10 protein-coding genes are annotated in these 12,475 nt (G+C 61.6%); 5 read left to right on the top strand and 5 right to left on the bottom strand.

Annotation, left to right across the window (positions count from 1 at the left end; all coding sequences use genetic code 11):
• Window positions 1–11: 11 nt before the first annotated feature.
• Genes lsrB through lsrA form a run of 4 tightly spaced genes read right to left on the bottom strand, consistent with a single transcriptional unit; the run spans window position 12 to window position 4,508 of the window.
• Window positions 12–1,013: an autoinducer 2 ABC transporter substrate-binding protein LsrB gene (gene lsrB / locus FHN83_RS08490; protein ID WP_139563675.1), complete on the bottom strand. Its 1,002-nt coding sequence runs from the start codon at window positions 1,011–1,013 to the stop codon at window positions 12–14.
• 1 nt (window position 1,014) lies between these two features.
• Window positions 1,015–1,992: an autoinducer 2 ABC transporter permease LsrD gene (gene lsrD / locus FHN83_RS08495; protein ID WP_139563676.1), complete on the bottom strand. Its 978-nt coding sequence runs from the start codon at window positions 1,990–1,992 to the stop codon at window positions 1,015–1,017.
• Window positions 1,993–3,024: an autoinducer 2 ABC transporter permease LsrC gene (gene lsrC / locus FHN83_RS08500; RefSeq protein ID WP_138370276.1), complete on the bottom strand. Its 1,032-nt coding sequence runs from the start codon at window positions 3,022–3,024 to the stop codon at window positions 1,993–1,995.
• Window positions 3,021–4,508 (bottom strand): autoinducer 2 ABC transporter ATP-binding protein LsrA, encoded by a 1,488-nt coding sequence (lsrA, locus tag FHN83_RS08505; RefSeq protein ID WP_139563677.1) that lies wholly within the window; start codon window positions 4,506–4,508, stop codon window positions 3,021–3,023. Before lsrA ends, lsrC begins: the two co-directional genes overlap by 4 nt.
• A gap of 214 nt (window positions 4,509–4,722) precedes the next feature.
• Here lsrA and lsrR point away from each other — a divergent pair, with 214 nt between their 5' ends.
• From lsrR to FHN83_RS08520, 3 genes are all read left to right on the top strand, one after another.
• The gene (lsrR, locus tag FHN83_RS08510) at window positions 4,723–5,694 is read left to right on the top strand and encodes a transcriptional regulator LsrR (protein ID WP_039031708.1); all 972 of its coding nucleotides are present in this window, start codon (window positions 4,723–4,725) and stop codon (window positions 5,692–5,694) included.
• 33 nt (window positions 5,695–5,727) lie between these two features.
• Window positions 5,728–7,362, top strand: coding sequence for an autoinducer-2 kinase (lsrK, locus tag FHN83_RS08515; protein ID WP_139563678.1), 1,635 nt, complete (start codon window positions 5,728–5,730; stop codon window positions 7,360–7,362).
• A 166-nt stretch (window positions 7,363–7,528) separates the two neighbouring features.
• Entirely contained in the window at window positions 7,529–9,550 is a 2,022-nt protein-coding gene (locus tag FHN83_RS08520) for an NADPH-dependent 2,4-dienoyl-CoA reductase (protein WP_139563679.1), read from the top strand.
• Between the two features lie 92 nt (window positions 9,551–9,642).
• Here the strand turns inward: FHN83_RS08520 and rlmG are convergent, their stop codons facing one another.
• Window positions 9,643–10,779 (bottom strand): 23S rRNA (guanine(1835)-N(2))-methyltransferase RlmG, encoded by a 1,137-nt coding sequence (gene rlmG, locus FHN83_RS08525; RefSeq protein WP_138370281.1) that lies wholly within the window; start codon window positions 10,777–10,779, stop codon window positions 9,643–9,645.
• Window positions 10,780–10,864: 85 nt separating this feature from the next.
• Between rlmG and FHN83_RS08530 the strand changes: the two genes are divergently transcribed.
• On the top strand, window positions 10,865–11,368 hold the full coding sequence (locus tag FHN83_RS08530) for a YgjP-like metallopeptidase domain-containing protein (protein ID WP_138370282.1): 504 nt from the start codon (window positions 10,865–10,867) through the stop codon (window positions 11,366–11,368).
• A gap of 69 nt (window positions 11,369–11,437) precedes the next feature.
• On the top strand, window positions 11,438–12,436 hold the full coding sequence (locus tag FHN83_RS08535) for a Gfo/Idh/MocA family protein (protein WP_138370283.1): 999 nt from the start codon (window positions 11,438–11,440) through the stop codon (window positions 12,434–12,436).
• Window positions 12,437–12,475 lie beyond the last annotated feature (39 nt).

The following is a 12,475-nucleotide window of genomic DNA, read 5'->3' on the forward strand; positions in this document are numbered from 1 at the left end:
GTTCTCTCCCGTCAGAAGTCGTAGTTGTTGATGTTCTCTTTGGTGAACACCACCCGCTCCGGCAGCAGCACGATGCCGTTGCCTTTCGCTTCATACTGATAGCCCTGCACGCTGTTCGGCTCGACCTTCAGGGCGCCGATATCTTTGATCTCCACGCTGTCGCCCACGTTAAGATCGCCTTTTTTCAGCAAACGATCGGCGACATTGACCGCAATTTTGCCCTGCTGTACCACGTCCCACAGGCCAAAGGCTTTTACCGTCCCGCGCTCCACGTACGGACGCATCACGTTTGGCGTGCTGAAGCCGACAATCGCCACCCCTTCACGCTTCAGGTTTTCTGCCGCCTGGGCGGCCGCTGGCAGGGCGTTGGCGTCCGGGGCGATGATCGCATCCAGATCCGGATAGGCTTTTAAGATCCCTTCGGCGGTCTGCAGGGATTTGGTGGCATCGTTATAGCCAAACTGGGTGGTAACGATCTGCCACTGAGGATGATCTTTGGCGATTTTGGCTTTCGCCTCTTTCACCCACTGGTTCTGATCGGTGACGGTGGGGCTGGAGTAGAAGAACGCCACTTTGGCATCCGGTTTGGTCACCTGCTTCGAGGCCATCTCCACCAGCAGGCCGCCGAGCTGTTCCGGGGTGCCCTGGTTGATGTAGATGCTGCGGCACTCCGGTTTGGTGTCGGAGTCCCAGGTCAGCACTTTCACCCCGCGCTGCATGGCGCGCTTCAGCGCCGGGCAGAGGCCGTCGGGCGACACCGCCGAGACGATAATGGCGTTGTAGCCCTGATTGACGAAGTTATTGATCAGCTGCACCTGCCCGGAGACGCTCGGCTCGGTCGGGCCATCGTAGGTGACGTCCGTTCCCAGCGCTTTACCCGCCTCTTTCGCGCCGTTGCCGCCGCTGGTAAAGAAGCCGACGCCCACCAGTTTCGGGATAAACGCGATGCGATCCGCCGCCTGGGTCGTTGCCACGCTTAACGCCACTGCCAGCACCATCAGTTTTATTTTCATCTTACGCTCCGGGTAGTTTTGTGAAGAGAGATCGCACCCATTCACGGTGCAGACTCAGTGAACGTCCCATCACCACCACAACCAACAGCGCCCCTGACAGCGCGCTCGACACCTGGTTGGGGATGCCGACCATCTGTAACCCCTGTTGCAGATACCCCACCAGCAATGCCGCCAGTGCAGTACCTAATACCGAACCTGAACCGCCATAAATATTCGCCCCACCCAGCACCGCGGCGGTGAGCGCCGGCATCAGCAGATCGCGCCCTAAATCGGAGCGCGCCGAGCCGAAATAGGAGACCATCACCAGGGCGGCAATTGCCGAGGCTATCCCCACCAGGCCATACAGCGCGTAAGGCATGCCGTTGACCGACAGCGCCGCATAGCGCGCCGCGCGCGGGTTCTGCCCAATCAGAAACAGATGTCGGCCAAAGCGCCCGCGATGGGTGATAAGCCAGAAGAAGAAGGTAATCATCGCGAACAGCACCAGCGGGATCGGCAGCCCCAGCACGGTGAGGTTGGCAAAGGCCGTGAAGCTCTCCGGGAAGCCGCCAATGCCTTCATACCCGGTGGCCCCGGCCATGCCCGAGAGCAGCAGCGCCCCGCCGCCGTACAGGTAGAGCGTGCCGAGGGTGATCACCAGCGGGCTGATCCCGGTGTAGTGAATCAACGCCGCGTTAAACAGCCCGCACAGCAGCCCGAGCAGCAGGGTGAGCGGGATCGCCGCCACCATCGGCACGCCGGACTGCATCATCACCCCCAGCGCGATGGCGCACAGGCCAATGATGGAGCCGAGCGAGATGTCGATCCCGCCGCTGATGATCACTAATGTCAGCGGCAGGGCCACGATGCCGATGCAGATAAAGTCGCTGGTGCTGAACAGCAGCATGTTGATGTCGAGCATCCGCGGATTGAGGGTGCCGAACAGCAGGATCTCCAGCACCAGTAAAAGCAGCAGCGCCCACTCCCAGTTAAGCTTCATTTACGCCACCTCTTTTTTGCGTTTGGGAAACGGGGTGACGTGCTTTCCCCCTTTGTTTCCCGGCTGGAATCGGCTGTACTTCAGCGCCCGCTGATGACGCGCCAGCGCCTGGCGCAGCCGTCCGTCGAGCACCAGCACTCCCAGCAGCACCAGCCCGGCGATAAAGTCGTTCCACCAGGCCGGTAGGCGGAACAGCACCAGCACGGTGTCGATCTGGGTCAGGAAGAAGGCCCCCAGCAGGGCGCCGATTAAGGTGCCGGTGCCGCCGAGCAGGGAGATGCCCCCCAGCACGCAGGCGGCGATGGCTTTCATCTCCAGCCCGCTGCCGGTCTGGTTCGGCACGAAGCCGATCTGCGCGGCAAAGACGATCCCGGCGCAGGCCGCCAGCACGCCGTTTAGGGTAAAGGCCGCCATCCGGGTGCGGTTGACCGCCACGCCCAGCTGACGGGCGGCGGCGAGGTTATCCCCGACGGCGTAAAAATCCCGGCCAAAGGCGGTGCGCGACAGTGTCCAGGCCCCAACGGCGGCAAAGGCCAGCACCACCATCCCCAGCGGGGATATCCCGAGCGCCACCGGCTCCGACAGGGATTTCAGGCTCACCGGCAGGCCCTCGATCCACTTCCCGTCGGTCCAGAGCAACATCGCCCCGCGATAGAGTCCCAGCGTGCCGAGGGTGGCGACAATCGCCGGAATACGCAGCCCCACCACCAGCAGGCCGTTAAAGGCCCCGGCCAGCGCGCCGATAGCCAGTGCAAACAGGATCGCCACCGGCAGGCCGTAGCCGTTGTTCAGCGCCACGCCCACGGCAATGGCGCACAGCCCGACAATCGAGCCGACCGACACATCGATATTGCGGGTCAGCATCACCAGCCCCGCCCCGAGAGCCAGCAGGATCAGAATTTGCGAGCTGGCGAAGATCATCCCCAGGGTCTGCAAACTGAGGTAGGCCGGGTTGAGCGCCACCAGCACCACAAACAGGGCGAGGATCGCCAGCAGCGCGCTGAGCTCGCGGTTTTTCAGGAGTGTTTTCATGCCTGCCCTCCAAAGGCCAGGGCCATCATGCGATCGAGGCTGACGGCGTGGCGCGGCAGTTCCCCGCTGAGCACCCCCTGATGCATCACCAGCACCCGATCCGCGAGACCCGGGAACTCGTCCATGTCGCTGGAGATCATCAGCACCGCCACGTTTTGCGCCGCCACGCTTTTAATCAACTGGTAGATATCGGCCCGGGCGGAGACGTCCACCCCGCGGGTCGGTTCATCGACGATCAGCAGCAGCGGATTGGCTTCCAGACAGCGCGCCAGCAGCACCTTCTGCTGATTGCCCCCCGACAGGGTGCGCACGGTCTGATCGGGACTATTGAGTTTGATCCCCAGCGCCCGGTGATAACGCTCCACCACCGCCGCCTCGCGTTTGCGCTGCTGCCAGAGGGAGGGCTCGTTCAGCGCCACCGTGTTCCAGCGAACCGGCGCATCCAGGAACAGGCCGGACACCTGCCTGTCTTCCGGGAGATAGACCAGCCCCTTCTCCAGCCGGGCGCTGACCGGATCTTTATCGATCTGCTGGTTCTCAAGCCAGATCTTCCCGCCACGCGGCGGGCGCAGGCCGTACAGCGTTTCGGCGAACTCGGTGCGCCCGGAGCCCACCAATCCGGCGAGGCCGACAATCTCCCCGGCGTAGATCTCCAGGCTCAGGTCGATAAACCCCTCACCGGTGAGCGTCTCCACCCGCAGCACCGGGAAATCCTGGGCCTGAGTGCGGCGATTGCCCGGCAGCGCCAGCCACAGCTTTTGCGTGTCGCTTAAGCTCCTGTCACGGCTGACCGGGGTCATGGCGGCGATCAGCGCGTTGTCGTCGTAGTCTGCGGTTTCGCCGCTCAGTACGATGGCCCCGTCGCGCATCACCGAGACGTGGCTGGCGAGCTGGCGTATTTCGGGCAGCTTGTGGGAGATAAAGACAATCCCGACGCCCGTCCCCTGTAGCGCGCGGATCTGGCGGAACAGGCGCTCCGTCTCCCCCGGCGTCAGCGAGGCGGTGGGTTCATCGAGGATCAATATCTTCGCTTCCCGCATCAGCCCGCGCAGGATCTCCACCATCTGCTGATCCGCCACCTCCAGAGTGCTGGCGGCGGCATCCAGGTTGAGCTGGCACTGGAGCTGCGCCAGCTTCTCGGCCAGACGCTGGGCGGTGGCCTGCCCGCGCGGCAGGCGGAAGAGAATGTTCTCGCGCACGCTGAGATTGGGAAACAGCATCGGCTCCTGCGGCACCAGGTAGATGCCAAGCGCATGCGCCTGACCCGGTTTGAGACGAGCAAAAGGACGGCCGGCAATAGAAAGTTCACCGCTGTCGGGCGTTTCGACCCCGGCGACAATCTTCATCAGCGTGGATTTCCCGGCCCCGTTGCCGCCCATCAGGGCGTGCACCTGACCTGCAAGCAGAGTGAAATCAATGTTTTTCAATACTGGAACGCCGGAGAACTGCTTCTGGATCCCGCGCGCCTCGATAAGTGCTGTCATTATCGCTCCGCTATTGAACAAATGATTTTTGAAATTAATAATGTTCAAAAGCGTAGACGGTGAACTATATTTACAACCGTGCAGGGATCACAGTTTTATCGATAGGATCCCGATAAAGCTGAAACATTCCGGAATATCCGTTTTGCCGTGTGGCTCACAGATTCAAGCCGCGGCAAAGCGAACATATGATCTAAATTTTGATAAGAGTTCAAATATGGGCGAGAAACGCGTTGCCGAAGAGGGACGATTTGCCGGACTGGCGCTATCGGAAGAAGAACTGGTGGCGCGCGTGGCGTGGTGCTACTACCACGACGGCCTGACGCAGAACGATATCGGCGAGCGGCTGGGTCTGCCGCGGCTCAAGATTTCGCGTCTGCTGGAGAAGGGCCGACAGTCCGGGGTGATCCGGGTGCAGATTAACTCCCGCTACGAAGGATGCCTGGGGCTGGAGACCGAGCTTCAGCAGCGTTTTGGCCTGAAGCTGGTGCGCGTGCTGCCTGCGCTGAATACCCCGGCGATGAGCGTGCGCTTAGGCATTGGCGCCGCACAGTCGTTAATGGGCGTGCTGGAACCCGGCCAGCTGCTGGCGGTGGGATTTGGTGAAACCACCATGAGCTGTATTCAGCACTTAAGCGGCTTTATCAGCTCCCAGCAGGTGCGGCTGGTGACCCTTTCCGGCGGCGTCGGGCCCTATATGACCGGCATCGGCCAGCTGGATGCCGCCTGCAGCGTCAGCATGATCCCCGCCCCGCTGCGGGTGTCGTCTGCGGAAGTGGCCGGGATCCTGAAGCGGGAAACCAGCGTGCGGGATGTGATCCTCGCCGCCACCGCCGCCGATGCGGCGGTCGTCGGGATTGGCGCCGTGAATCAGCGCCGGGATGCCACCATCCTGCGCTCCGGCTATATCAGCGAAGGGGAACAGCTGATGTTTGCCCGACGGGGGGCGGTGGGCGACATCCTGGGCTATTTCCTTAATGCCGAGGGCGAACGGGTCCCTGAACTGGAGATCCACCGTGAATTACTGGGCGTCACCCTCGATGAACTGGCGCAGTTGCCCACCATCGTTGGCGTCGCCGGAGGAGAAGAGAAAGCCGATGCGATTTATGCCGCACTGAAGGGTCGCCGTATCAATGGCCTGGTGACGGAAGAGACGACAGCCCGCGCGGTGCTGGCTCTGGCGAGTTAAGGCCCGGCCCTGCGCTAACATTGAGGCAAGCTCATGAGTTACCTTTTAGCGTTAGATGCAGGGACAGGCAGCGTTCGCGCCGTAATTTTCGATCTGCAGGGCAACCAGATAGCCGTCGGCCAGGCCGAGTGGAAGCACCTGAGCGTGGAGAACGTCCCCGGCTCGATGGAGTTCGACCTCGACACCAACTGGCGGCTGGCCTGCCAGTGTATCCATCAGGCGCTGGAGCGGGCGCACCTTGGCGCAGCGGATATTCAGTCCGTCGCCTGCTGCTCAATGCGCGAGGGGATTGTCCTGTACGACCGCAACGGCGAAGCCATCTGGGCCTGCGCCAACGTCGATGCCCGCGCCAGCCGCGAAGTGGCTGAACTCAAAGAGATCCACGACTACCGCTTTGAATCCGAAGTCTATGACGTCTCCGGCCAGACCCTGGCCCTGAGCGCCATGCCCCGCCTGCTGTGGCTGGCGCACCATCGCCCGGACATCTACCGCAAAGCCGCAACCATCACCATGATCAGCGACTGGCTGGCGGCGAAGCTCTCCGGCGAGCTTGCCGTTGACCCTTCCAACGCGGGCACCACCGGCATGTTAGATCTGTTCTCCCGCGACTGGCGTCCGGCGCTGCTGGATATGGCCGGGCTAAGGGCCGATATTCTCTCCCCGGTAAAAGAGACCGGCACCCTGCTCGGCGCTGTCACCCACGAAGCCGCGCAGCAGTCGGGCCTGCGGGAGGGCACCCCGGTGGTGATGGGCGGTGGCGACGTGCAGCTGGGCTGTCTGGGGCTGGGCGTGGTGCGCGCCGGGCAAACTGCGGTGCTGGGGGGCACCTTCTGGCAGCAGGTGGTTAACCTGCCGCAGGTGCGCACCGATCCGCAGATGAACATCCGCGTGAACCCGCACGTGATCCCGGGGATGGCGCAGGCGGAGTCGATCAGCTTCTTTACCGGGCTGACCATGCGCTGGTTCCGCGACGCCTTCTGCGCCGAAGAGAAACTGATCGCCGAGCGGATGGGGATGGACACTTACGCCCTGATGGAGGAGATGGCCAGCCGGGTGCCGGCGGGCTCTCACGGGGTGATGCCAATCTTCTCCGACGCCATGCACTTTAAGCAGTGGTATCACGCTGCGCCGTCGTTCATTAACCTCTCCATCGACCCGGAAAAATGCAACAAGGCCACCCTGTTCCGCGCCCTGGAGGAGAACGCGGCGATTGTCTCCGCCTGCAACCTGGCGCAGATTTCGCAGTTCTCCGGCGTGGTCTTTGACGTTCTGGTGTTTGCCGGCGGTGGTGCGAAAGGGACGCTGTGGAGCCAGATCTTAAGCGATGTCACAGGCCTGCCGGTGCGCGTGCCGGAAGTGAAAGAGGCTACCGCGCTCGGCTGCGCCATTGCCGCCGGAACCGGCGCCGGGCTGTATAGCGATATGGCCGCCACCGGGGAGAAGCTGGTGAAATGGAGCCGGGAGTTCACCCCGAATCCGGCGCACCGGGAGCTGTACGACGGCATGATGCAGAAATGGCAGGCGGTATACGCCGATCAGCTCGGGCTGGTAGACAGCGGGCTGACCACCTCGATGTGGCAGGCGCCGGGGCTGGTGCGGACATCCCCCTCACCCCGGCCCTCTCCCCAAAGGGGCGAGGGAGAAATGCCGACCGAGCCCACTCTGTAAGACCGCACCCGCCTGTTCCCTCTCCCCTATGGGGAGAGGGTTAGGGTGAGGGGTAATCTTTGAATCCCATCACAATCACCGCATTCCCCTTTTCCCTTTTACTCCGTGCTGGCTAAATTACTAACTCATCCGACCACATAACAATAATTTTACACTGGAAGAGACTATGAGCCGCTACCCGTCGTTATTCGCCCCCCTCGATCTGGGGTTCACCACGCTCAAAAACCGCGTGTTAATGGGCTCGATGCATACCGGGCTGGAGGAGCGGCCGGACGGCGCACAGCGGCTGGCCGCGTTCTACGCCGAGCGCGCCCGTCACGGCGTGGCGCTGATCGTCACCGGCGGCGTGGCCCCTGCCCCCTCCGGCGTCGGTATGGAGGGCGGCGCGGTGCTGAACGATGCGGCGCAGCTGCCCCACCACCGGATCGTCACCGATGCCGTCCACCAGCAAGGCGGCAAAATCGCCCTCCAAATTCTGCATACCGGGCGCTACAGCTATCAGCCTGACCCGGTTGCTCCGTCGGCGATCCAGGCTCCGATCAACCGCTTTAAGCCCCATGCCCTGACTCACGATGAGATCCTGACCCTGATCGACGACTTTGCCCGCTGCGCGGCCCTGGCGCGGGAAGCGGGCTACGACGGCGTGGAGGTGATGGGCTCCGAAGGCTATCTGATAAACGAATTCCTCGCCGCCCGCACCAACCAGCGCGACGACGAATGGGGCGGCGACTACGCTCGTCGGATGCGCTTCGCCGTCGAAGTGGTGCGTGCCGTGCGCGAGCGCGCCGGGAGCGATTTTATTATTATCTTCCGCCTGTCGATGCTCGACCTGGTGGAGGGCGGCGGCACCTTCGACGAAACCGTCCAGCTGGCGCAGGCCATTGAGGCGGCCGGGGCAACCATCATCAACACCGGGATCGGCTGGCACGAGGCGCGCATCCCGACCATCGCCACCCCGGTGCCGCGCGCGGCGTTCAGCTGGGTCACCCGCAGGCTGAAGGGCAAGGTGTCGATCCCGCTGGTGACCACCAACCGCATTAACGATCCTCAGGTGGCAGACGATGTGATCTCACGCGGCGATGCCGATATGGTGTCGATGGCGCGGCCGTTCCTTGCTGACGCCGAGCTGCTGTCGAAAGCGCAGAGCGGTCGGGCGGATGAGATCAACACCTGTATTGGCTGCAACCAGGCCTGCCTGGATCAGATTTTCGTCGGCAAAGTCACCTCCTGCCTGGTCAACCCGCGCGCCTGTCACGAAACCCGCATGCCGATCGTGCCTGCTGTGAATAAAAAGCGGCTGGCGGTGGTGGGCGCAGGTCCGGCGGGGCTGGCGTTTGCGGTGAATGCCGCGTCGCGCGGCCACAGCGTGACGCTGTTTGACGCGCTCCCTGAGATCGGCGGGCAGTTTAATATCGCCAAGCAGATCCCCGGCAAAGAGGAGTTCTACGAGACGCTGCGCTACTACCGGCGGATGATCGACATTACCGGCGTGGATCTGCGGCTCAACCAGTGGGTGGGCGCGGAAGATCTGCTCGACTTTGACGAGACGATCCTCGCCAGCGGGATCGCCCCGCGAACGCCTGAGATCGAGGGCGTCTCACACCCGAAAGTGCTGAGCTATCTCGACGTGCTGCGCGACAAGGCGCCGGTGGGAGATCGCGTAGCGATTATCGGCTGCGGCGGGATCGGCTTTGATACCGCCATGTACCTGAGCCAGGCGGGCGAGGCCACCAGCCAGAATATCGCGGAGTTCTGCGCGGAATGGGGTATCGACACCAGCCTGAACCAGGTGGGCGGTTTGCGCCCGGAAGGACCGCAACTGCCGAAAAGCCCGCGCCAGATCGTGATGCTGCAGCGCAAGGCCAGCAAGCCGGGCGAAGGGCTGGGTAAAACCACCGGCTGGATCCACCGCGCCACCCTTCTCGCCCGCGGCGTGAAGATGATCCCGGCGGTGAGTTACCAGAAGATCGACGACGAAGGATTGCATGTGCTGATCGGCGGTGAACCGCAGCTGTTGCGCGTGGATAATGTGATTTTGTGTGCCGGTCAGGAGCCGAAGCGCGATCTGGCGGAGCCGCTGCGCGAGGCGGGCAAAACGGTGCATTTGATTGGCGGGTGCGACGTGGCGATGGAGCTGGATGCCCGGCGGGCGATTGCCCAGGGGACGAAATTAGCGTTGGAGATCTAGAACATTGCCGGGCGGCGCTGCGCTTGCACCGGCCTACAAGACCGTAGGCCCGGTAAGCGAAGCGCCACCGGGCATCAGACCGCACAACAATCTTAACGACGGCGACCCAGCTTAACCGCCTTCAACACCACGAACTTGTTGTTGGTCGCCACCGTGGTGCAGTTACCGAAGATCTTCTTCAGCTTGTGGAAGTAGTCCAGATGACGGTTAGCCACGATATACAGCTCACCGTTGATTTTCAGGCAGCGGCGCGCATGGTGGAACATCTCCCAGGCGACGTTATCCGTCAGGGCGTGTTTCTGGTGGAACGGCGGGTTGCACAGCACCGCGTTAAAGCGGAACGGCTCCACGCCCGACAGCGCGTTGTTGATCATAAACTCGCAGCGATCCAGCGCTTCCGGCATGTTGGTTTCCACGTTTAGACGGCTGGAGGCCACCGCCATCGGCGACTCATCGCTGAAGACCACGCTGGCTTCCGGGTTCTTCGCCAGCAGCGTCAGACCGATCACCCCGTTACCACAGCCGAGATCGACGATCTCCCCTTCCAGATTTTCCGGCAGATGCTCGATAAAGAAGCGCGCGCCGATATCCAGCCCGGTACGGGAGAAGACGTTCGCGTGGTTATGGATGGTCCAGTCGGTGCCTTCCAGCTTCCAGCTCAGGGTCTCCGGCGCGTCGGCCAGCTCGGGTGCCGTGAAAGTACAGTTGATCAGACGGGCTTTTTTCCACGCCAGCGTAGTGGTGGTTGGCCCCAGCACTTTCTCGAACAGTTCCAGCGTGGAGGTATGGATATCACGCGCTTTGGCCCCGGCGATAATGCGCGTCTCTGGCGTCACCACCTTGCGCAGCGCACGGAGCTGCTGCTCCAGCAGCGCCATTGTTTTCGGCACTTTGATCAGCACCACGCCCGGCGCCTGCGGGTAGTCCGCGGTGCTGTCGAGGAACTTGACGCTGGATTCGGCGATGTCGTTGTGACGCAGGTTCTCGCGCGTCGCCAGCTCGCTCAGGTATGAATCCCCGATGCTGTAAGGCGTATGTTCGGCCAGTGCGCAACCCAAGGCGCCAAAAGCATCATTCAGGATCAGAACCGGGCCGCTGATTTCAGTGTCATCCAACTGCTGCAGCAGATATTCATCCGCCGCTTCCCACGCCTGAAGCGGGTTAACGTCGTCCGTTTCCGGGAAACGTTTTAAGTCGAGTGAACGGAAACCGTTGTCTAAGTGGCTCATCGGCCCTCCTGAATGGTAAAATTTCGGCGTTATCCCTGAAAAGGGTGCGTGAGTATACCCGTTTTCAAATTATTTTGGGGTTTTGATGAACCAGCTGACTTACCTCCAGGGCTACCCGGAGCATCTGCTTTCCCAGGTCCGCACCTTAATTGCCGAGCAAAAGCTGGGGGCGGTACTGGAAAAACGCTACCCGGGCACCCACGATTTCGCCACCGATAAAGCCCTCTGGCAGTATACGCAGGATATGAAAAACCGGTATTTACGCAGCGCGCCGCCCATCAATAAGGTGATGTACGACAACAAGATCCACGTCCTGAAGAACGCGCTGGGTCTGCACACCGCCATCTCGCGCGTGCAGGGCGGCAAGCTCAAGGCCAAGGCCGAGATCCGCGTGGCAACCGTGTTTCGCAACGCGCCGGAAGCCTTCCTGCGCATGATCGTGGTGCATGAGCTGGCGCACCTGAAAGAGAAAGAGCACGACAAAGCGTTCTACTCCCTGTGCTGCCATATGGAGCCGCAGTACCACCAGCTGGAGTTTGATACCCGGCTGTGGCTGACGCATTTATCGTTAAAGAGTAATGAGAATTAGCGCACTCGATTTGTCATCATGACATGCTACAGTGGCATCAGGTTCCCTTAACGGAGTTCGTGAACGTTTATGATACGTTTCGCAGTCATTGGGACGAACTGGATCACCCGTCAGTTCGTCGATGCCGCCCATGAGACCGGCAAATATAAACTTACCGCAGTCTATTCCCGCAGCCTTGAACAGGCGCAGACCTTTGCGAACGACTACCTCGTCGAACATCTGTTTACCTCGCTCGAGGAGATGGCGCAGAGCGATGCCATTGACGCGGTTTATATTGCCAGCCCCAACTCCCTGCACTTCCCGCAAACGAAGCTGTTCCTCAGCCATAAAAAGCATGTGATCTGCGAGAAGCCGCTGGCCTCGAATATCGATGAGGTTGAAGCCGCCATTGCCCTTGCGCGGGAAAACCAGGTGGTACTGTTCGAAGCGTTCAAAACCGCCAGCCTGCCGAATTTCCTGCTGCTGCAGCAGTCGCTGTCGAAAGTGGGCCGCGTCCGCAAAGCCTTCATCAACTACTGTCAGTATTCGTCACGCTACCAGCGCTATCTGGACGGCGAGAACCCAAACACCTTTAATCCGCAGTTCTCTAACGGCTCGATTATGGATATCGGTTTCTACTGCCTGGCCTCGGCGGTGGCGCTTTGGGGCGAGCCGCACCGGGTTCAGGCAACCGCCAGCCTGCTGGAAAGCGGCGTCGATGCCCACGGTCTGGTGGTGCTGGATTACGGCGATTTCAGCGTGACGCTGCAGCACTCCAAAGTGAGTGACTCGGTGCTGCCGAGCGAAATCCAGGGCGAGAACGGCGCGCTGGTTATCGAGAAGATCTCCGAGTGCCAGAAGCTGAGCTTCGTGCCGCGCGGCGGCAAGCCTCAGGAGCTGACGCAGCCTCAGCATATCAACACTATGCTTTATGAGGCAGAGGTGTTCGCGCGTCTGGTCGAAACCCAGGAAGTTAACCATCCGGGCCTTGCGGTGAGCCGTACCACGGCGAAGCTGCAAACCGAAATCCGTCGCCAGACGGGGGTGGTTTTCCCGGCGGACGGCCTTAACGCAGAAGTTACCGCGTAAAGCTGTGTAATGAATCAATGCAGGTCATTGACGAAACCA

It is taken from the genome of Leclercia adecarboxylata (assembly GCF_006171285.1).
GTDB lineage: Bacteria > Pseudomonadota > Gammaproteobacteria > Enterobacterales > Enterobacteriaceae > Enterobacter > Enterobacter barmai.

Excerpts from the sequence above, each read along its gene's own strand:
- lsrB (WP_139563675.1), bottom strand. The coding sequence starts at position 1,013 with ATGAAAATAAAACTGATGGTGCTGGCAGTGGCGTTAAGCGTGGCAACG.
- lsrD (WP_139563676.1), bottom strand. The coding sequence starts at position 1,992 with ATGAAGCTTAACTGGGAGTGGGCGCTGCTGCTTTTACTGGTGCTGGAG.
- lsrC (WP_138370276.1), bottom strand. The coding sequence starts at position 3,024 with ATGAAAACACTCCTGAAAAACCGCGAGCTCAGCGCGCTGCTGGCGATC.
- lsrA (WP_139563677.1), bottom strand. The coding sequence starts at position 4,508 with ATGACAGCACTTATCGAGGCGCGCGGGATCCAGAAGCAGTTCTCCGGC.
- lsrR (WP_039031708.1), top strand. The coding sequence starts at position 4,723 with ATGGGCGAGAAACGCGTTGCCGAAGAGGGACGATTTGCCGGACTGGCG.
- lsrK (WP_139563678.1), top strand. The coding sequence starts at position 5,728 with ATGAGTTACCTTTTAGCGTTAGATGCAGGGACAGGCAGCGTTCGCGCC.
- FHN83_RS08520 (WP_139563679.1), top strand. The coding sequence starts at position 7,529 with ATGAGCCGCTACCCGTCGTTATTCGCCCCCCTCGATCTGGGGTTCACC.
- rlmG (WP_138370281.1), bottom strand. The coding sequence starts at position 10,779 with ATGAGCCACTTAGACAACGGTTTCCGTTCACTCGACTTAAAACGTTTC.
- FHN83_RS08530 (WP_138370282.1), top strand. The coding sequence starts at position 10,865 with ATGAACCAGCTGACTTACCTCCAGGGCTACCCGGAGCATCTGCTTTCC.
- FHN83_RS08535 (WP_138370283.1), top strand. The coding sequence starts at position 11,438 with ATGATACGTTTCGCAGTCATTGGGACGAACTGGATCACCCGTCAGTTC.